General features: G+C 69.7%; 16 protein-coding genes. 7 read left to right on the top strand and 9 right to left on the bottom strand.

Translation table 11 applies throughout. From position 1 onward, the window contains the following. Positions 1-7: 7 nt before the first annotated feature. Genes D7W79_RS09770 through D7W79_RS09745 form a run of 6 tightly spaced genes read left to right on the top strand, consistent with a single transcriptional unit; the run spans position 8 to position 6,085 of the window. Positions 8-1,858 (top strand): hypothetical protein, encoded by a 1,851-nt coding sequence (locus D7W79_RS09770; protein ID WP_120525079.1) that lies wholly within the window; start codon positions 8-10, stop codon positions 1,856-1,858. Between the two features lie 7 nt (positions 1,859-1,865). Further along, positions 1,866-3,707, top strand: coding sequence for a hypothetical protein (locus D7W79_RS09765; RefSeq protein ID WP_120525078.1), 1,842 nt, complete (start codon positions 1,866-1,868; stop codon positions 3,705-3,707). 7 nt (positions 3,708-3,714) lie between these two features. Further along, positions 3,715-4,806 (top strand): pentapeptide repeat-containing protein, encoded by a 1,092-nt coding sequence (locus D7W79_RS09760; RefSeq protein WP_120525077.1) that lies wholly within the window; start codon positions 3,715-3,717, stop codon positions 4,804-4,806. Between the two features lie 46 nt (positions 4,807-4,852). After that, complete coding sequence (locus tag D7W79_RS09755; protein WP_147441868.1) at positions 4,853-5,245, top strand: hypothetical protein; 393 nt, start codon at positions 4,853-4,855, stop codon at positions 5,243-5,245. 2 nt (positions 5,246-5,247) lie between these two features. Then, the gene (locus D7W79_RS09750) at positions 5,248-5,649 is read left to right on the top strand and encodes a hypothetical protein (RefSeq protein WP_120525075.1); all 402 of its coding nucleotides are present in this window, start codon (positions 5,248-5,250) and stop codon (positions 5,647-5,649) included. Between the two features lie 43 nt (positions 5,650-5,692). Continuing rightward, the gene (locus D7W79_RS09745; RefSeq protein ID WP_147441867.1) at positions 5,693-6,085 is read left to right on the top strand and encodes a hypothetical protein; all 393 of its coding nucleotides are present in this window, start codon (positions 5,693-5,695) and stop codon (positions 6,083-6,085) included. A gap of 112 nt (positions 6,086-6,197) precedes the next feature. Here the strand turns inward: D7W79_RS09745 and D7W79_RS09740 are convergent, their stop codons facing one another. Both D7W79_RS09740 and D7W79_RS09735 read right to left on the bottom strand, forming a co-directional pair. Continuing rightward, the gene (locus D7W79_RS09740) at positions 6,198-6,671 is read right to left on the bottom strand and encodes a hypothetical protein (RefSeq protein ID WP_120525073.1); all 474 of its coding nucleotides are present in this window, start codon (positions 6,669-6,671) and stop codon (positions 6,198-6,200) included. 113 nt (positions 6,672-6,784) lie between these two features. Continuing rightward, on the bottom strand, positions 6,785-8,908 hold the full coding sequence (locus tag D7W79_RS09735) for an AAA family ATPase (RefSeq protein ID WP_120525072.1): 2,124 nt from the start codon (positions 8,906-8,908) through the stop codon (positions 6,785-6,787). Positions 8,909-9,035: 127 nt separating this feature from the next. On the opposite strand from D7W79_RS09735, the gene D7W79_RS09730 reads away from it, so the two are divergent. Then, positions 9,036-10,730 (top strand): eCIS core domain-containing protein, encoded by a 1,695-nt coding sequence (locus D7W79_RS09730; protein WP_158616931.1) that lies wholly within the window; start codon positions 9,036-9,038, stop codon positions 10,728-10,730. Positions 10,731-11,522: 792 nt separating this feature from the next. Here D7W79_RS09730 and D7W79_RS09725 read toward each other — a convergent pair. The 7 genes from D7W79_RS09725 to D7W79_RS09695 form a co-directional block, all read right to left on the bottom strand. After that, positions 11,523-13,319 carry a cytochrome-c peroxidase gene (locus D7W79_RS09725; protein ID WP_120525070.1) on the bottom strand — a complete coding sequence of 599 codons (1,797 nt, stop codon included), beginning with the start codon at positions 13,317-13,319 and terminating at the stop codon, positions 11,523-11,525. 119 nt (positions 13,320-13,438) lie between these two features. Continuing rightward, the gene (locus D7W79_RS09720) at positions 13,439-14,278 is read right to left on the bottom strand and encodes a formylglycine-generating enzyme family protein (RefSeq protein ID WP_158616930.1); all 840 of its coding nucleotides are present in this window, start codon (positions 14,276-14,278) and stop codon (positions 13,439-13,441) included. Between the two features lie 257 nt (positions 14,279-14,535). Further along, positions 14,536-15,102, bottom strand: coding sequence for a pyridoxamine 5'-phosphate oxidase family protein (locus D7W79_RS09715; RefSeq protein WP_120525068.1), 567 nt, complete (start codon positions 15,100-15,102; stop codon positions 14,536-14,538). Positions 15,103-15,120: 18 nt separating this feature from the next. Beyond that, entirely contained in the window at positions 15,121-16,350 is a 1,230-nt protein-coding gene (locus tag D7W79_RS09710) for an aminotransferase class V-fold PLP-dependent enzyme (RefSeq protein WP_208729680.1), read from the bottom strand. A 42-nt stretch (positions 16,351-16,392) separates the two neighbouring features. After that, positions 16,393-17,643 (bottom strand): phenylacetate--CoA ligase family protein, encoded by a 1,251-nt coding sequence (locus tag D7W79_RS09705; RefSeq protein WP_120525067.1) that lies wholly within the window; start codon positions 17,641-17,643, stop codon positions 16,393-16,395. A gap of 3 nt (positions 17,644-17,646) precedes the next feature. After that, positions 17,647-19,281 carry a condensation domain-containing protein gene (locus D7W79_RS09700; protein WP_158616929.1) on the bottom strand — a complete coding sequence of 545 codons (1,635 nt, stop codon included), beginning with the start codon at positions 19,279-19,281 and terminating at the stop codon, positions 17,647-17,649. Between the two features lie 17 nt (positions 19,282-19,298). Beyond that, positions 19,299-20,477, bottom strand: a 1,179-nt coding sequence (locus D7W79_RS09695) for an AMP-binding protein (protein ID WP_147441865.1), incomplete at its 5' end; no start/stop codon positions are given.

Genomic DNA, 20,477 nt, shown 5'->3' with positions numbered 1-20,477 from the left:
GCCCGCGATGACGACGCTCGAGAAGCCGCGCTACTTCCCCGGAGAGTTCCTGGCGGTGGACGACTACACCGCCGAGCAGGACTACCAGGCCCGCCTGCGCCACACGCACGACGGGGTGTTGCACACGGCGGGCATCGCCGACGGGCTCGAGGTCTCCCTCACGCCGGGCGCGGGGCGCGTCGCGGTGTCCCCAGGCGTGGCCGTGGACGCGCAGGGCCAGCTCGTCATCCTCGCCAAGCCGCGGGAGGTGGACCTGCCCTCCCCCTTCGTCGACAGCTACCTCGTGCTGAGCCGGACCGAGGAGGAGGTCCCCCCGCGGCAGCCCGGGGGGCTGCCGCGCATCCGCGACACCGCGACGCTGGAGTGGCACCCCTCCACCAGCCAGGTGGCGGTGGGCTCCTGGCTGGTGCTCGCCAGCGTGGTGGCGGGGCCGAAGCTGGACTTCTTCCTCCGCCGCCATGCGGGGCTGGAGGTGGGCGCGTTGCAGTTCGTCAGCCCTCGGCTGGCGCGCAAGCGCGAGCCGGCGCTCGTGGGCTGGTCCGCGGGAGACGACCACGGGGTGCGCATCAGCGCGAGCGAGCTGCGCATCACCCCCCTGACGCTGATGCCCGAGGCGGAGGCCACGGTGTCGCTCCAGGGCGGCAGGCTGGGCATCGGCACGACGCTGCCCGGCAGCCCGCTGGACGTGCGCGAGCCCAACGCCCCGCTCGCGGGCCCCGGGCTCATCTCCAGCCACGGGGCCATCGTCACCGGCACGGTCCCCCAGCTCCACCGGCTGCTGGCGGTGGGCGACCTGATTCTCACCCGGGACCGGCAGGGGCAGCAGGCCCAGAGCACCGTGACCTCCGTCCTCCCCGACGGGCGCGTGGTCACCACGCAGCCCCTGGAGGCCCAGGACGCGCCCTGGCAGTTCCGCCGCAAGGCCATTGCCCGGTTCGCCTCGCCCGACGAGCGCGCGCTGCTGACGTGCTACGCGACGGCCCAGGTCCGCATCGGGCGGAGCACGTCCCAGGTGCCCGCGCGCCTCATGGTCTCCGGAGGACAGGTCCTGCTGCGAGACGGCGCGGTGGAGTTCCAGGCGGGCGGCCGCATCCAGGACAGCTCCGGCGCCAACGAGGTCCGCTTCGACGAGCGCGAGCGCCTGCTGTCGCTGCGCACGGCGGGTTCCCTCGGCCTGCGCGCCCAGGGGCTGGTCGGGCCGGTGCTGCCCGGGCTGTTCCTCGCGACGAATGGCAACGTGGGGCTGGGCACGGAGACGCCGGGCGACGCGCTCGTCGTCGAGGGGACGGTGCGCTCCGTCGCGGACGAGGACCACGGCATCTCCGGCGGCTTCGTGTTCCCCGACGGCACGGTGCAGCGGACCGCGGAGGTGGCCATCCCGGTGGGGGGCATCATCGACTGGTGGCGGCCCAACGCCCAGGTGCAGATACCGGACGAGTACCGCATCTGCGACGGCAGCCCCGTGGACGACGAGGACAGCCCCTTCAACGGCCTGTCCCTGCCGTCGCTCACCTCGCGCTTCATCCGGGGCGTCGGCGCGGTGGAGGAGATTGACTCCGGCGGCAGCGACACCCACCAGCACCTGTACACCGTGCCCCCGCACACCCATCCCTTCACGCACACCCACCCGGACTACTCCGGGCTGAGCGGCAAGGCGAACGAGAACGACGGCCCCGCCGACCGGGCCGCGAGCATGTTCTGCGACCGGGGCCACCAGCACACCTTCCGAGCGCAGATCTTCTCGTCCGCCACGACGAACACCGCGGCCAACAGCACCGCGGGCAGTACGGCCACCTCCGAGCCCGCCTCCCTGCTTCCGCCCTTCATCGGGCTGCTGAAGCTCATCCGCATCAAGTGAGGACCCGATGAGTCCGGCCCACGTCAGACCGCTGTTCCGCCCGGGAGCGCTGCTCCAGGCGGAGGACCTGTCGCTCCAACAGGAGTACCAGCTCGACCAGGACCGGACCGCGAACCGGACGCTGCATACCTGGGGCATCACCGAGGGGCTGGAGCTGCGCGCGGCCGGCACCAACCTCGTCTCGGTGAGCGCGGGCATGGCGCTGGACTCGCTCGGCCGCCAGCTCGTGCTGGCCGCGCCGGTGCTGGTGGACCTGCAGCCCATCGCCGAGCCGGACGTCTACATCATCCTCCGCTACGAGGAGGAGCGGGTCGCGCCCACCGGGAACACCCGGGGGACCTGGTTCCAGCGGGCGCGGGCCGCCCCGCGAGTCGTGGCGCTCGCGCACCCGCCCCGGGACGCCTCGGTGGAGCTGCTGCTGGGGGGCGTGTCGCTCTCGATGTTCCGCGAGGTCATCTCCCTCCAGCTCGACGGCCGGCGCTACAGCGGCCTGCACGTGGGCACGCTGGCCTTCACCAACCCGACGACCGAGCCCGCGCGGCTGTTCGCAGGCCCCGAAGCCGGGACGCTGCGGGTGGAGGCACCGCAGGTGAACCTCCTGGGCTCGGCCGCCATCCAGGGCTCCGTGGGGGTGGGCATGGAGGTCCCCGGCGCCGCGCTCGACATCGTCGGCATGGCCGAGCGGCAGGGCCGGGGCCGTGTGATGCTCAAGGCGGCCCCCGTGCAGGGCGGAGCCGGGAGCACGCCGGCGAGCCGCCTCACCGCTTATGGCAACGGGACGGCGTTCTCCGCGGAGCTGCGCGTGGGGGACACCCTCCGCGCCGGGGGCGTGAAGGCCGTCATCGAGGACATCCACGGCGCGAACATGCTCACCCTGGGGCGGCCGAGCGGCGGCGCCATGCCCACCGGAGAGACGTCCTTCCAGGTCGAGCCCCGGCTGCTCGCGCGCATCGCCCAGGGAAATGGCCAGCCGGTGCTGGTGGTCACCGGGGAGGGGCGCGTGGGCGTAGGCACCGAGGAGCCCACCGCCGCCCTGCACGTGGCCCACGGCGACGTCCGGCTGGATGGTGGCGGCGACGTCCTCTTCGCCGGAAACGGCCAGGTGTGGAGCGGCGCTCCCGACACCCACTCCATCCAGTTCGGCCTCGCCGGCGCGCTGCGGCTCCAGGAGGCGGGAGACATCCTGCTCACGGCGGGAGCCCCGGACGGGACGCGCGCGCCGACGCTGACCGTGTCCGGCGAAAAGGGCTTCGTCGGCGTCGGCACGCGGGCCCCGGTGGACGCGCTCACCGTCAACGGCACCCTCCAGGCCACCGGAGGCCTCATCTTCCCCGACGGCTCGACGCAGGAGGAGGCGGTGGTGCCCATCCCCATCGGCACCATCGTCGACTGGTGGCGGCCGGCCACCTCCTTCCAGGTCAGCGCCGAGGGGTTCCAGATCTGCGACGGCAGCACGGTGACGCATCCGAACAGCCCCCTGCGGGGCACGCGGCTGCCGGATTTGCGCGACCAGTTCGTGCGCTCGGTGTCGAGCTTCGAGGAGATTGGCACCACGGGCGGGGCGGAGACCCACGTGCACGACGTGGTGCTGCAGCCCCACACGCACTCCATCCTCCACACGCACGACATCCAGGCCCAGTTCGACCCCACCCACCAGACGTCCGGCACCGTCCTGACCCAGAGCGCCCTGGCGCGCTCGGACCACCTCCACGAGCTGGTCAACGCGCAGACGCTCCCGCCCACGCCGGGGAACTCCTCCGAGTACCCCGGCGGCGACTCTGTGAAGACGCTGAAGGGCAGCGCCATTCCCCCGTACATGTATCTGATGAAGCTCATGCGCATCATCTGAGGAACGCATGCTGAACGTGTGCATCGTCGCGGACGAGGCGGAGCCCCTGGCCAGCGAGGCCGAGCGGCGCCTGCGCGCGGAGGGCCATGACTTCCAGCGGGTGGACGCCCGCCGCGTGAGCGGCCTGGAGCTGGCCACCACCATCGACCGCAGCCAGGCGGTGCTCGTCATCCGCCCCCGGGAGCGCGAGGCCTACCTCGCCACGGGGCTGGCGCTGGGGCGGGGCCGGCCGCTGCTGCTGCTGGACGCGGGGAGCGACTTCGCGGCGGGCCCCGGCGCGGAGCGGCTGTCCAGCCTGGACGACGTGGTCAGCGCCCTGCGCCCGCTCGCGGAGGCGTCCGTCTTCGTCCACGCGGACCAGTTCCGGGCCCAGGGCGCGTGCAACGAGGCGGTGGACTGGTTCTCGCGCTGCTACCCGGAGGGCGGCAACACGCGGGACTGGACGCGCGAGGAGCAGGTGAACGCCCTGCGCAACGGAGGGGCGCCCTGGCTGTTGCTCGCGCGGAAGCGGCGGCTGGCGCACATCTGGCCCATGGACGGCGTGGACCTGCGCAAGGCGGACCTGCGCAACGCGGACTTCCGGCGGCTCAACTTCGCGGGCGCGTGGCTGGAGGACGCGGACCTGCGCGACGCGGACCTGCTCAACACCCTGCTGAGCGGCGCGCACCTGGCCCGGGCGCGGCTGGACGGGGCCCGGCTGAAGGACGCGGAGCTGCGGGACGCGGACCTGACGGGGGCGTCCCTCGTGGGCGCCCGGCTGCTCCAGACGCGGATGGCCCGGTGCCGGCTGGTGGGGGCCAACCTGCGGGAAGCGGACCTGACCCACGCGGACCTGTCGGACGCCGACCTGCGGGGCGCCGACCTGCGGGGCGCCAACCTGTCGGGGGTGAGGGCCACCGGCGCGAACTTCGAGGGGTGTGATCTGTCCAATGCCCACCTGATGCGGGTGAGCCTGCGCGGCGCCCGGATCAAAGGGGCCCGGCTCACGGGCTCCAACCTCCACCACGCGGACCTCACCGGGGCGGATCAGGGGGAGCTCGAGCTGACCGGCGCCTATCTCGTCAACACCACGGGAGTGATGGGCTCGCGGCGGGAATAGACTAACATCCGCCGGAAGGAGCCTGGCCGAGGACGGAATGCCCATCGTGTATCGCAGCGTCCGCGTGGTGCTGCAGAACAGCACGGATGACGTGATGACCGTCGAGGGCACGGAGGTGCTCCTGGGCACGTGGAGCGCCGGCCTGGGGCTGAAGAACGGCGAGTCGCTCGACCGGCAGAGCGCGCGCGCCATTGCCACCGAGTCCACCGTGCTCCAGCGCGGCACGGAGGCCTATGCGCGGCTGGGCTCGGTGAATGGCTACCTCAACGTGCACTGGCACCTGCCGTGGATTGGCGACTTCCGCTGTGACGCGACGTGCAGCTCTCCCCTGCGGCAGGTCGACGTCCAGGTGAACGAGGACGAGCCCGCGGCCATCGCGGTGCTGGTCACCGTGACGCAGGAGGGCACGTCCCCCAGCGCCGTTCCCCCCGGGAGCTGAACATGCAGATGGTGCTCAGGAGCATGGACGTCGTCCTGCAGAACAACACCAATGAGCTGCTCACCGTGGAGAGCTTCGAGGTGCTGCGCGGGGACTGGGGGCCGCCCGCCCCGCCACGCCGCGGCGACGTGGTGGAGAAGCAGAGCTCGGCGAAGTGGCTGAACCTGTCCACGCAGGAAGGGGTCGGCGTCCAGGGCTTCCTGCGCATCGGCTGCACCAAGGGCTACATCGACATCTCCTGGAACATGCCCTTCTTCGACGTGTCCCGCCGGACGCAGCATGTCAGCGTGCCCCCACCGCTCGACTACCTCATCTCCTTCAATGACGAGAACATCGACCTGGTGGTGATGATGATCACCCTGGTGCGAAGACGTGAAGCCAGTGAAACAACCGCCACCCGCTGAGCCCATGCGCAGTCGATAACCCTAACCCTCGAGGGAACGAGCCATGCCCGTCTACCGAAGCGTCAGAGTGGTCTTCCAGAACAGCACCAACCAGGTGCTCACCGTCCAGGGACTGGCGACGCTGCGCGGGCAGTGGACGGACAAGATGGCTCCGAGGCAGGGAGACGAGGTCCCCCCGCAGTCGGCGGTGACGTGGATGACCGAGTCCACGACGATTGGCTCGGGGACGGGCGCCTTCGTGCGGCTGGGCTCGGTGCACGGCTACACCCGGTTGTCGTGGTCCCTGCCGTGGGTGGGCCGGTTCGACTTCGGGCCGGAGGGCTGCGCGGAGGGGCTGCGCAAGGAGGTCGTCATCGACGACAAGCTGCCGGACGCCGTGGTGGTGTTCTGCACGCTGCACGACATGCGGCGCGGCGAGCGCGGCGACGACTGCTGACGAAATGCCCGGCAGCGGGCGCGCTCCTCGGGCACCCCTGCAAGCACGACGGCCGCCCGGAGAAGCTCCGGACGGCCGCTGGAAGCCGAGGCTTCGTCCCGTGGGGGACTGACTACTTGTCCTTCTTGGAGCCCGAGCCCAGGAGGGCGGCGGGGGGCGGATGGCCCAGGCCGCGCAGCGCCACGGCATGCGAGTGGACGACCGCCTGGACCGGCTCCAGCTTCACCTGGAAGATGGTGTGGAAGGGGGCCTGGGTCTGGATCTGAGAGACCGTGGTGATGATCTTGTCATTCCCCACCGCGCTGACGGTGCTGTTGCCGTACAGGTCGTTGGTGAAGTCGATGGCCACCGGACCGTTCCCGTAGCCCAGGAGCGTCACGAAGCCGCTCACCGTCACCGCCGGGTTGTCCGTGGACACGCCCCAGAGCGCACCTTCGTACTGCGGGATGACATCCCCCACGTTTGGGGTCTCGTTGGTGATCCACGAGGTCTCGATGCTGCGGACCTGCGCCGCGCGCACCGTCAGGGCCGCCTGCGAGTTGTTGATAACGGAAACCTCGATGCTTCGGTAGCCTGCGTCAGCCATGATGGAACCCCCTGCTTGCATGAGGCTCGAGGTGTGTACGCCAGCGGTTTCCCCGAGTGCTCGGAATGAAAGCCAGTGAACACGAGGGTGTCAATCAATGACACACTCCGGGTTCAGCGTGCCGCGGGCGCGGCGAGCAGCTCGGCGTACTCGTTGAAGTCGCTGGGGACGAAGGCACGGCCCAGCTTTCCGTACTCGCGCCGCGCGGCGGACAGCAGCGCCCGCATGTCGATGGACGTCCCGCGGTCGGCGGCCTGGAACGCCGCGTCGAGCACGACGTTGCGCAGACTGCCGCCCGACAGCTCCAGCCGCTCCGCCAGGTAGTCCCAGTCCACCCGGCCGTCGACGGGAGCGTCCCGGGGCAGAAGCTTGCCGAGGAGCTGCCGCCGACGGCTCGCGTCGGGGAAGGGAAAGTCGATGATGAACGAGAGCCGTCGGGCGAAGGCCACGTCCAGGTTGTCACGCATGTTGCTGGCCAGCAGGGTGATGCCCTCGTGCTGCTCCATCCGTTGTAACAGGTAGCCCGTCTCCAGGTTGGCGTACCTGTCATGCGAGCCCCGGACCTCGGTGCGCTTGGCGAAGAGCGCGTCCGCCTCGTCGAAGAAGAGCACCGCCTGGGTCCGGCTGGCCTCATCGAACACCTGGGCGAGGCTCTTCTCCGTCTCGCCGATGTACTTGCTGACGACGGAGGCCAGGTCCACCGCGTACAGGGGCAGGCCCAGCTCCCCGGCGATGATGCGGGCGGCCATCGTCTTTCCGGTGCCCGGCGGCCCGCTGAACAGGGCGTGCGTGCCGCCCCCGTAGAGCAGCTTCTGGCCGAAGCCCCACCGCTCCAGCACCTGGCGGCGCTGCTGCCGGTAGACACACAGCAGCCGGAGCTGCTGGAGGGAGGACTCGGGCAACACCAGGTCCTCCCAGGTGTAGCCAGGCTCGAGCCGCCGGGCGAGCTGCCCCAGCCGGTGCTCCGTCTGCGCGAAGGCGCCCGCGACGAGGTCCGCGCGCGACAGCGTCCCCCCACCCTCCGGCCGCGCCCGCGCCCGCTCGTGCGCGGCGAGGACCGCATCCCGGAGCTGCCGGCCCGTCAGCGTCAGCCCCTCCCCCATGGCCGTGGCGTCCACCGTGTCGGGTGGCACCGCGAGCGCGTCCAGGAGCACGGTGAGCGCCCGCGCCCGCTCCTCCGGGCCGGGCAGGGCCAGCTCGACCTCCACGCTGCGCACCCCCTCGGGCAGCACGCGGCGCCGGCCCACCGACAGCGGCCGTTCGAGCAGCAGGTACGTGAAGGGCAGCTCCCCGAGTACCTCCGCGAGCACGCGGCGCGCCTCGGGGGGCGCGTCCTCCGCGAAGCACCGATCCGCCCCGCGCAGCAGCAGGGCTCCGCGCTCCAGGACCAGCGTGCGGATGAGGCGGCGAGCCCGCCGCTCCGGCGTGGAGCGGGCCTCCACCAGCCGGGCCGCGTCCAGGGTGAAGAGCTGGAGGCCGAGCTGCTCCGTCAGCGCCTCAATCCAGGGCACGGCCTCCGCGGCGGCGGGGCCGTGGACCTCCAGGGCGAAGCGGCCCCCCCGGGGGACCTCGTCCTTCAGGCGCCCGCCCAGCCGGTCCAACGCGCGCAGGGCGTCCCCGCCCAGCTCATAGCCCCCGGGAAGCTCCCGCGTGACGAGCGTGAGCCCCTCGGCGGACGGGCCCCGGTGCTCCGACTCCAGGACGAAGTGCAGCACCTCCAGGTCGATGAAGAAGGGCCGCAGGTACAGGTCGCTGGAGAGCGCTTCGCGGGCCCCCTCGATGGACAGCAACTCCCAGCGCAGCAGGGGCGCCTCCGGGTGGAAGGCGTCGAGGAGGTCGCCCACGTTGTCGAGCACGGGGGCGAGCAGCGCCCTGGCGGCGTCCACCGTGGGATAGGTGCGGCGCGGGTCCCCCAGGAACCGGGCGAAGCGCGCGCCGAAGGCCGGGTCCAGCAGCGGCGCGAGCGCGAGCAGCAGCAGATCCAGCTCCAGGCGCGACAGGTGGAAGGCGCGCGTGAGGTGGACGAGCGGCAGGCGCCGCCCCTCCGCGTCCGCGGCGTCCACGTGCTGGCGGATGCGCTCCTGGAGCGCCGCGAGGTCCACCGGCGCGGGGGCCGCGTCACCGGGGGCCTCGGGCATCGCGTGGCGGACGATGGCGCGCAGGCGCTCCAGCTCCGCCTCCAGGTGGGCGCGGGCAGGGCCCGGCGCGAGCAGGGGTTCGAAATCTGACGCGGTCATGGAGGGCTCCTGGCGGGACGGCAGCCGAGGTAACAGGGCCCGGATCGGGGCGTCAATGCGGCGAGGCGGAGGCGCACTGGCTCGGCCGGGCGGAGCACCTGCTACCCTGGCGGTGATGAGCGTCCGGATGCCGAAAGTCCCACGCCCGTTCCAGACAGGCCTTCCCGAGCGGCGGGGCGAGCCGCTGCCGGAGCCCGTGCGCACCCGGATGGAGGACGCGTTCGGGGCCGACTTCCAGGCGGTGCGAGTGGACCGGAGCCCCGGCCCCCTGCCCTTCGATGCGTACGCGTACACCCACGGCGACACCATCCGCTTCGCGCCGGGCACCTACGCGCCGGACACCCGCCGCGGGCAGGAGCTGCTCGGCCACGAGCTGGCGCACGTGGTGCAGCAGCGCCAGGGGCGCGTGGGCGGCGGCGTGTCCCTGGGACCGGTGCGGGCGAGCGTGGACGCGGGGCTGGAGCGCGAGGCGGACGCCATGGGCGCCGCGGCGAGCGATGGACGGACGGTGTCCGCCGGGCACGTCCGGGACGCCGCGGCCCTGTCGGCCGGCGTCGTCCAGATGAAGAGCCCGTACATCGTCGGCACGCCCAACTCCACCTCCGTGAAGCACCCGCTCTCCGTCCTCAACGACGCGTTCAAGAAGCAGCTCCCCGACTACCCCTACCCCATCCAGAACGGCGCGCAGGTCCGGCCGAGCGAGTTCATCAAGAGCACGAAGAAGATTGGCGACGACGTGAACCGGCCCAACTCCATCCATGCCATCGTCGAGGGGACGCGCCGCACGGCGAGCACCCGGGCGGCGAAGCCTCCGCAGACGGAGATTGGCAACCTGGGCGAGCACGAGCGGGCCATGTTCGACCGGCCGGTGACGGCCAAGTTCAACTACGCGGGCGGCCACCTGGTGAGCGACAAGATACTGGGCCTGGACAGCTACCGCGCGGACAACCTGGCGCCGCAGTTGCGGGAGTTCAACGCGCCGGCCTGGCGGGTGATGGAGGTGATGGCGGAGAAGGGGCCGTTCGACACCGTCAACAAGAAGTACGACACCAGCGTGCCCATCGACATGAAGGTGTCCGTCGAGTACCCGGACAGCTCCTACGTGGTGAATGTCGCGGACCTCGTGGCCTGGAACGTGATTCCGTCGACGGTGTCGAAGACGGACGGCGGGGCCACGTCCCTCACGATTCCGCGGCGCGTGCCCCATGTCTGGAAGGCCACGCTGGAGATCGACAGCACGAAGCACCCCAACCACGTTCTCAAGCAGGACGCCGTCCCCCCCGAGCCGCTGAAGCACTTCTCCGGCACGGATACCGCCGTCACGGACCCGTTGGTGAATCCGGCGCTGAAGAACCAGCCGGAGCAGGGGTTCGTCTTCGGCATGTCGAGCGCGACCAACCCGGGCACCGGGTTCCGGGTCGGCGGCAAGGCCAAGGAGACGGTGGTGGCCGTGCAGGCCTACCCCCAGTCCAAGGGGTCGCAGCCCCTGGTGGGAGGCAGCGTCGCGCTCAAGCCCAGCGCGCCCCCCGTCTTCCCCACCTTCCTGCCCAACAAGGTGGACGTCTCCCGCTTCTGGATTCCGAGCACGACCAGCAACAAGGCCCAGAAGCGCAAGCGGGACGATGCGTTCGACGAGTTGGAGAGCGTCACCGACTCTTCCTTCCGCGTCGCCTTCGAGAGCGCCGTCGCCTATCGGGCCCAGCCGACCACCCGCAAGGAGTTCAACTCCTTCCTGAACTGGAAGAAGGTGAAGAAGCGAAAGAAGGATCAGGAGATCGTCAAGCAGCTCCAGATCGACACCAACGTCACCGGTCTCACCTGACGGGGCGGCGGGGCTTCAAAACCGGTGAGGGGCTGCGAGAGCAGTCCCTGGCGAGTTCGATTCCCGTGCCCTACCGCCATTTGCACGGCTGCGTCACCGCAGCGCTTGATGACCTGGCCACAACATCACAAGCGAAAGCCACCCAAGGCCAGACTCAATCAGGCGAGACACTCTCAAAGAAGAGTGCGACCACCATGGCACCCCCACTCAAGAAACGAATACTCGACCACTGGCAAGAATGGCTCATCACAAGATGTATAGACTTAGGGGAGCCATGCTGTTGGGCCTGCAGGAAGCATTGGGGGGACGAGTTCGACGTAGATAAAGCAGACGCCTCTCCAACCTGTTCTTGATGTGCGCGGAGCGCCACGATCTCGCTCCGAACCTCCGTGCACGCGACCTGTTCCTGAAATGGGCCGAGAGTCAAAATTACGCAAATCGACTCGGAGAACAACTCAAGGCCGCGATGGAATCTTTCGGCTTAACAAATCAGGATGTTGCAGGGTTTGGTCGCACACTCATGTCTGAAGAATTTCAGCGCTGGTTCCGCCAGAACTCTGGACTTCACGGCACTCAACGAGGAACCCGAGGTGTCGTCCTGACAATGTCCACCACGCTGGGGGCATTGATTGAGTACCGTCGACAGTTCCGGGAACAGAAAGATTAACGCACAGCTCGTCCAGCGCGACCGTCGAGGCTTGATCTTCCTGGAGGATGAGCGCCGGTAGCACGTGCCCTACAAGCGACAACCACCCGGGCGAACAGCCTCTCCGCCCGGGTGGCCTGGACGCACTACGGGCAGCTACCCGTGCCCGTCGCTCCCACCGCCGGCAGACCGCTCGCGCGGTTGGGCAGCGGCAGCTCGGGGTGGTCGAACGGCGCGCGCTCCTTCTCCACGCGGCAGTCGGTCAGCGCGTTCGTCAGGAAGTCGATGAGCGCGGCGCGCTGGTCGGTCGTAAGGGTGAAGGGCTGCAGCAGGCTCGTGGTCTGCGGGTTCGGCACGTCACGGCCTCCCTGGGCGTAGAAGTCGATGACGTCGTTCAGCGTCGCCTTGCCTCCCTGGTGGAAGTACGGCGCCGTCAGCTTGATGTTGCGCAGCGAGGGCGTCTTGAAGGCTCCCAGGTCGAAGGGCGAACCGCTGATGGACACGGGGACTCCCTGGGCTCCCAGACGGCCGCGGCCCGGGTCCTCGTTGGGCGGCCGCAGGCCCAGGTTGTGGAAGCCCTGGTCTCCTCCGTCCGCGTTCAGCGAGCCCGCCACCTGATACGCACGCCAGCTCGCGTCCGACAGCAGGCCTCCGTTGTGGCAGGTGTTGCAGCGCGCGGGGCCCAGGAAGACGCCGAAGCCGTGCAGCTGCTTGAGCGACAGCGCCGTGATGTTTCCCTCCAGGAACTTGTCGAGCGGCGTGCGGTCCGGAATCAGCGTCGCCTGATAGGCGTAGAGCGCTTCACCGTAGATGAGCGAGAACTCCGCCTCCGCGTTGTTCGCCAGCGTGGGACCCATCGCGCGAAGGACGAGCTCCTGGTACGTGCAGGGGACACCGTCGCAGATCAGGCCCGTGCCCGACGGGTTCGCCAGTGGCCCGAGCACGCTGTCGTTGGCCGCGACGTGCTGCAGGCGCAGCGCCGCGCGCGGGAGCATCTTCGTGCCGATGCTGTTCGGCCCGTTGAACGGACGGCCCGTGCAGGTCATCTCCACGTCGTCCACCGGCGGGGCGACCGCCTGCGACGCGAGCGCCACGTTCTCGATGGTGTACGGCCCGTTGCCGTTGCCCAGGTGGCCAAACGGATCCCGGCCGTTGAAGACGTGCGTGGCCAGGCCGTCCCAGAACAGCTCGCGGAAGTACACCGCGCCAATCATCGTCGGGCTGTTGCGCGCGCCCACCCGGCGCTCGGTGTACCAGGGGAAGGCCGACACGACCTGACACATGTCGGTCGACTGCGTGAGGTCCGGGTTGATGCCAATGAACGTGGAGCGCACCGCGCCCTGTGAACCGATGCGGTCGTTGTTGGTGACGTTCGACGGCGTGAAGAGCTGGCCCGCCGCCGTGACGCCGCCGCTCGCGAAGATGCCGTCGATGCCCGGGTTCACCGTGTTCATCGTGCGGTCGTCCGCGCCACCCCGGAAGTGACAGGTCGCGCACGCGGTCTGTGAGTCCGAGCCGAGCTGCACGTCCCAGAACAGCGCCTTGCCCAGCTGCACCGCCGCCGGCATGTTGACGATGTGCAGCCCCTTCGGCGCGGGCACCTTCTCGGCGCGCAGGGGCAGGATGCGCATGAAGTCATAGCCGCCAGGAGGCAGCGTCGCCGTGCTGCGCGCCTCCACGCCCGCGGTGTTGGCTTCAATGCCCACCGTGGAGAGCGCCAGCGCCGTCGCCGCCGCGGCGGTCTCCGCCATGACGACGTCTTCCGCCTTCGCGGTCGTCGCCGCCGTCGCAGGCGCCGCAATCACGGGCGCGGGGGCCGGGGCTGCCTCCTCCCGGGCGGGTGGCGATTCAGCGCTCGGGGTACAGCCCGCGAGCGAGGCCATCAGGACTCCGAGCGTGAACCGCCGCCCGAACAACGGGGATGAGAATGGATGATCAGGCATGGTGAGACTCCTTCGTGCGAAGAGATGCGGAGACGGCCGCCCGTGAACAGGCGTTGCGACGACGACAAGACTGCCCCCCGGCCGCGCGGCACCCGCCAGCCCGGCCCCAGGGGCGCGAACTACCTGGCGCAGCGGAAACCGATGCCGCCGGTCCGGGTCTCGGGACGGTTCTTGCTGCGCGTGGCCGCGCGGAACGTCGACACGTCGTCCCGCCCTCCCCCACCGCGGTTCACCCGCAGGCCCTCGTCCCTCACGCCGTCATACGTCGCGGCGTAGCCGCTCGCGGTCCACTCCCAGACGTTGCCGGCCAGGTCCATCACCCCGTCCGCGGACTGCCCCTCCGGGAAGCTGCCGACAGGCGCCGTCTCCGGATACGCGTCGTCGGGGAAGGGGGCCGCCTTCCAACCGTCGAAGCCTTTCGCCTTGCCGTTCTGGACGCAGCCTTCGCCACACGCGTTCGCACGCCGGGCGTCCGGCGCCGCCTCCCCCCAGGGATACGTCCGGCCGTCAGGACGGCGCGCCGCGTACTCCCACTCGGCCTCCGTGGGCAGGCGCTTGCCCATGGCCCGGCAATACGCATCCGCCTCCAGCCAGGTGACGCAATTGACGGGATGCGTTTCACGCCCCTCGGGGTGCTTCCAATTGCAGAACTGCTGGAAGCCCGTTGCCGCGTTCGCCGCCGGCTCGCCGCACCTGCCCTCACGGACACAGCGGGCGTACGCCGCGACGGTCACCTCCGTCCGGTCCAACAGGAAGGCCTGCACCTCTTCCGGATGCACGGGCTTCGCGTCCGCGAGCCCGTCCTCACTGCCCATCTGGAACGTGCCGCCAACAATGCGCACCATGTCCGGCGCATCCCCTGCCCCACCCTTCGCATCCGGCGGAGGCGGAGCCCCGGCACAGCCTGAGAGCACCAGCGCCACGAGCAGCAATCCATGACACGCACCCCCCACAGCCATGGCGCGTCGTACGCCACGGAGCGCACGCGTCGCCGCAATCGATGTCGCCATGGTCCCCCTCAGGATCAGGCTGTCGAAGAGACTTCGACGGGCGGCCGGCCACCAACGGAAGAATATTCCGTCCGCCCTATAGACATACTCACTACACGTATGAGGCGTTTAAAACAAGCTGAAAAGTGACAACACCGTCATCCTGGTCAGCCCCTACGCCCTGGAAAGCACGGCGCCGCGCGTCAGGCGTTGGCGGTCCCGGTTTCTCAGTCGCCGGATTCCGGGTCGGGGTCGATGGCGGGCAGCTCGTCGATGCTCACCGCGTTGTTCTTCTTGCGGTAGTCATCCAACCAGTCCGGTCCCTTCTTGTTGACCCACTTCACGAGTTGGTCACGCTGCTCCACGAACTCGAACCGCGGCACGGAGAAGCCGCATGAGCCGGCGATGCGGACCACGTCCACCACGATGATGGCCCTGCCCCCTGGCAGGTCGGGGAAGAGCGACAGCAGCTCTCCGAACTCCGGCTGTTGCTCCGGCGTCAACACGCGCCCCCGCCCGTGCAGCCGGATGATCTTCGGCGGTCCGTCGAAGGCGCAGAACATGATGCAGATGCGGCCGTTCTCCCGCAGGTGCGCGATGGTCTCCACCCCGCTCCCGGACAGGTCCAGGTAGGCGACGCGGTGCGGGTCGAGCACCCGCAGCGTGTCGTGCCCCTTGGGGGAGAGATTGACGTGGCCCTCCGCCGACAGCGGGGCCGTGGCGACGAAGAACATTCGCTGGTTCGCGATGAAGTCGCGCAGCTTGGGGCTGATCTCCTCGTAGATGTTGTTCATCGCGTGTCCCCTCCTCCGCTACCGCTGGTAGACCCGGACCACTTCGTCCAGGGCGCTCAGCGCGTACTCGACTTCCTCGACGGTGTTGTAGAGGTAGGCCGACATCCGCAGCACCTCGCCGCTCGTGTAGTGGTCCACCAGCGGCTGCGCGCACAGGTGCCCGTTGCGGCACATGACGCCGTGCGCGTCGCTCAGCGCGCGGCTCACGTCGGAGAGGTCCTCCAGTCCCTCCACGTAGAGGCTGAAGATGGGAGCGCGGGCCTCCGCGACGTCGGGCCCCAGGAGCTTGAGCCGTGGCCGGCGCTTCAGCCCTTCGAGGAACGCTCGCGACAGTTCGTGGTCGTGCGCCTGGATCCGCTCCAGGCCCACCATGTCCAGGTAGTCGATGGCCGCCGCGAAGCCGAAGGCGGCTTCGATGGCCGGCGTTCCCGCTTCGAACTTGTGGGGGATCTTCCGGTACTGGAAGGACTCGAGCGTGGTGAAGTCCACCACGCCGCCGCCCACCAGCACCGCCTCCGCGTCCCGCAGCAGCGAAGCCCTTCCCACCAGGCAGCCGATGCCGGACGGCCCCAGCATCTTGTGCGCCGACAGCGCGAGGAAGTCGATGTTGGACTCGGTGAACCGCAGGCGGCAGTGCGCCACGGACTGGGCCGCGTCCACCACGACCAGCGCCCCGGCGTCGTGCGCCATCTTCGAGATCGTCTCCAGCGGCAGGTAGCCGCCCGTGACGTTCGAGCAATGCGTCACCACCACGGCCTTGGGCTTGCGCCGCAGCAGCTCCGCGTAGTGCTCCAGGTCGGGCTGCCAGTTCGGGCCCTGGCGGACCACCTGGTAGTTCCCGCCCCGCATCCACGGCAGCAGCTGTGAGTGGTGCGCGTCCAGGAACCCGACGACCAGGTCGTCCTTCTTCAGCCCCATGCAGGAGGCCGCCAGGTTCAGGCCCTCCGTGGTGTTGCGCACGAAGATGACCTCGTTGCTCGCGCAGCCCACCATCAGCGCCACCTTGCCGCGCGCCTCCTCGTAGAGGTCGGACGCCTCCTCCGACAGGCGGTGGCGCCCGCGGTGGATGTTCGCCGTGCACTCCGTGTAGTAGCGCGTCACCGCGTCAATCACCGACTGCGGCTTCAGCGCCGTCGCGGCGCTGTCCAGGTAGACGAACCGCTCGCCGTCCACCTGTCGCGTGAGGATGGGAAAGTCCTCCCGCACCGCGCCGGAGGTGATCAAGTCATTGGAGCCGAAAGCCATCATCGCATCTCACCCTGGTGTGGAATCACGCCGGTCACCCTGCCCTCACCCCGTCCTGACCAACTGGAACTTGCCCCCGCGCTCGAACGGGAAGTAGTGGACCGCCTCCATCCGGAGCGACTTCGACTCCAGCAGGTCCTCCAGCTTCGAGCGCAGCGCGGCCAATTCCTCCGCGTTGGGTTCGGCTTCCCCGCTGTAGCGGAAGATGAAGTTGCCGGCCTTCTGGAAGGTGAGCTGGAAGATGTCGATCCACCTGGGCGCGCCCACCAGCGCATCCAGCTCGCCGGGCGTGACGTAGCGGCCGCTCGGCAGCCGCACCAGGTCCTTCACGCGCCCCTGGAAGGCCACGGCGGGCATGGCGCTGCCGCACTTGCACGGCCCCAGGAGCCGGTAGATGTCATTGGTGCGGTAGCGGATGTGCGGGCACAGCTTGTCCCCCACGCTCGTGATGACCAGCTCCCAGAGGTCGTCGCGGTCGTCGGGCGCCTCCATCTTGATGAACTCGAGGTAGTAGTCCTTGTCGTTGAGGTGGAGGTTGCCCTCCTCGCAGGCGAGCCCCACGAAGCCGAACTCGGACATCGCCATGACGGAGGCCACCGGGAAGTGGCCCTCGCACAGCGTGGCCAGCTGCCGCAGCAGCGCCTGCGTCGCGAAGGTGTAGGTCAGGAGCACCGACACCTTGCGGCCCATGTCGAACTTCCAGCCTGACGCGCGCGCCTTCTTGATCAGCACCGACAGGTGCATCGGGTCCACGTACCAGACGTTCGGTTCGTACGAGTGGAGCTCGTCGAACGCACGCTTGAGCATGGGCTCCGGGGTCGTGAGCAGGTCGTGATAGACGGGCAGCACCAGCGTGCCGTCCTGGAGGATGCGGTCCTCCATGGACGTGTTCGGGTTGCTGCACTCGACGTCCGAGCAGTTGGGCGCCGCGTAGCGGCACATCCGGATCTTCGGCTCGTCCAGGAGGAAGCCCAGGCGCTTGTTCACGGACAGGCAGTTCGCCATCCGGTCCGCCAGCTTGAACGCGTGGATGACGCTCACCAGCCGGTCACCGCTGGTCCCCGAGCTCTGGTACCGCTGCACGTAGGGGTCGTTGACCGAGCGGCCATCCGCCAGGACTCCCGCCGGAAAGTTCTTCCGGTAGTCCGGCTTGCTCGTCATCGGGATGTCGAGAAAGCCCGCGGCGGGCGATGCCGCGGGGGGCAGGGAGGGCCGGTTCCGGAAGAACGGAACGCTCTTGTACGCGAAGGAGGCTTCCTTCCAGGCCGCATCGAGGTTTCCAAAGGATTTGTGCATGGCCTAGGCCCGCTGCTGGGGAAGGGAGTGCTGGACGCGCGCGCGCACCGTGGCGAGGAGCTCGCCCACCGTCACGCTGGAGTCGGTCAGGAGCCGTTCGAGGACGGCCTGGTAGTGGGAGACGAAGGCGGCGGCCTCCTCCTCGGAGAAGAGCGCGGTGGTGTACTCCGCCTTGCAGTCGAGCCTGTCCCCGGTGCGGGTGACGAACAGGCTCAGGTCGTACTTGCTCGTGCCGCGCGGCAGCTCGATCTCCGTCACCGCGAGCTTCGTCTGGTCGCAGACCACGTCCACGACGGTGTTCTCGTAGTAGCTGAAGAGGTGGTCGTAGAGCGGGGCCCGGTTGAAGCGCGTCGGCAGCTTGAGCTGGCGCATCAGCCGGAACGACGGATAGCGCCCGTGACGGAAGGCCTCCAGCAGCTCGCCGTGACACGCGCGGATGTAGTCGGCGGCGGCGACTCCGTGCTCCGCCTTCATGCGCACCGGCAGGCTGTTGACGAACAGGCCCACCGTGTCCTGCACGTCGGCGTGCTGGCGGTTGAGGAACGGCACGCCCACCGTCACGTCGTCCTCGCCGCTCAGCGCCGCGAGCAGCAGGGAGAACGCCGCGTAGGTGAGGCTGGACATCGTGACGGCCAGGCGCTCGCGCAGGCCCTCCATCCGGCTGGCGGAGATGCCCTGGAGCTCCTGGAGGTACATCTCACCGGCGTAGCTCTTGATCAGCGGCCGGGGACGGCTGGACAGGGTCAGCGGACGCGGCGGCGTCTGGAACTTCGCGAGCCACCAGGCCTCGTCCTCCGCCGTGAAGCGCGTGCCGGCGTGCGGAGCCTGCGGCACCGCGGGCGGGCGCGACTCCGGGGCTCCCGCCATCAGCGCGCGGTACAGCTTCGCGGCGCCGCGGCGCAGGACGTCCACCGCCCACCAGTCCGTGACGATGTGGTACACGACCCACGACACCACCCAGCGCCGCTCGCCCACCTTCCACACGGCGACGCGGAAGCACGGCGGCGCGGACAGGTCGAAGCGGGTCGCGTACATGGCCCGGTGCTGCGCGGCGCACTCGGCCATCGGATCCGGATGCCCCGACAGGTCCGTCACCTCCAGCTTGAGGGACGGTTCGATCTCCGCCATGGGGACCTCGCGCTGCACCGCGACGCCGTCCACCTCCAGGTAGGCGTTGCGCAGCGCGGGCTGGAGCGCGACCAGCTCCACCAGGACCTTCTTGCAGACGGCCAGGTCCAGGTCGCCCTTCACCAGGTGGCTGACGCCCTCGTTGTAGGCGCACATCGCCGGCGCGTAGCGGCGCATCTCCCAGAAGGCGAGCTGGAGTTCGCTGAGGGGCACGGCCGCCCCCGCGGGACGCGGGGCCTCCTCCGCGAGGGCCGGCATGGGCGCCGCACCGCCGCCGTCCGCCGCACGGCGCTCCTCGACCATGGCGGCGATCCAATCCAGCGTCACCTCGCCCATGACCTCGCTGAGGTCCACGATGACGTCGAAGTCCTCGTAGAGCCGCGCGACCAGCTGCATCAGGCGCATGGAGGACGCGCCCTGCAACACCAGGGATGCCTCCGGCCGGACGTGGTCGATCCTCAGAATCTCTTTGCAAAGCGTTGCAAGACGTTGCGCTGTGTCGGTGGACAAGGCGTGCTCCAGGAGATTTAGAAAAGTGACGCGATCTGCTTGCGGTCGACCTTGCCGTTCGTCAGCAGCGGCAGCTCGCCCATGCGCCTGACATTCGTGGGGACCATGTACTTGGGAAGGTGCTGGAGCAGGTGCGCGCGGACCTGGTCCTCGGCGAGGTCGCCGTCGCTCGCGTAGACGCAGGACAGGATGGGATCCGCGCCCTGACGCGCGTCGCTGGCGACGACCACCGCGCCGCTGACGCCGGGCATGCGCCGGAGGCAGTGCTCGACCTCGCCCAGCTCCACGCGGTTGCCGTTGACCTTGATCTGATGGTCCTTGCGCCCGGTGAAGTGGAGCAGGCCCTGACCATCGCGGTAGCCCAGGTCTCCCGTGCGGTACGCCCGCAGCCTGGGGGCGTCCGGCCGCGCCACGCTGGAGAACTTCGCCGCCGTCAGCTCCGGGTTCCGGTAGTAGCCCTTCGCGAGGAACTCCGACTCCAGGACGAGCTCGCCGGACAGGGCATCCGGGCCGCCGTCCAGCCGGACCTCGCAGCCTTCGATGGGCCGGCCCAGTGGCACGACGTCGCCCTCCAGGCCAGCGCAGTCCCGGGGCACGACGAAGCACGTCTTGATGAGCGTGCACTCGCTGGGCCCGTAGAAGTTGATCAGCTGCGCGTCCGGGGAGAGGTGCGCCTGGAGCTGCCGGGCGTCCTCCACGTAGAGCCGCTCGCCGGACAGGAACAGCTTGCGGAGGGAGTCGAACGAGCCCTTCAGCTTCGCGTTCGTCCAGCTGACCTCCGACGCCAGCTTGAACACCGACGGCACGGAGTGCATCAGGTTGATGCGGTGCTCGGCCACCCAGCGCGGAAAGAGGATGGGATGGTAGCGGGTGCCCGCGGCCGGGATGTAGAGCGTGCCGCCCGTGCACAGCGGCAGGAAGAAGTCCCGCAGGCTCACGTCGAACGTGGTGGGCGCGAGCTGGGAGACGCGGCACTCCGGACCGACCTCGAAGGTGCGCGCCTGCCACTCGATGAAGACGGCGAGCGACAGGTGGGAGCCCTCGACGGCGTTCGGCGTGCCCGTGGAGCCGGAGGTGTAGACGAGGTAGAGCGAGTCCTCCGTCCACGGCGCCGTGAGGTCGTTGTGCCGCTGGGGCGCCTCCGTTGCCGCCCTCACGGTGTTGAAGCGGAAGCCCTCCGCCGCCCGCCCCTCCAC

The organism is Corallococcus exercitus, from assembly GCF_003611585.1.
Classification (GTDB): Bacteria; Myxococcota; Myxococcia; order Myxococcales; family Myxococcaceae; genus Corallococcus; species Corallococcus exercitus.
The sequence above is the reverse complement of the archived record's forward strand: the minus strand, read 5'-3'. Positions and strand labels throughout refer to the sequence as shown.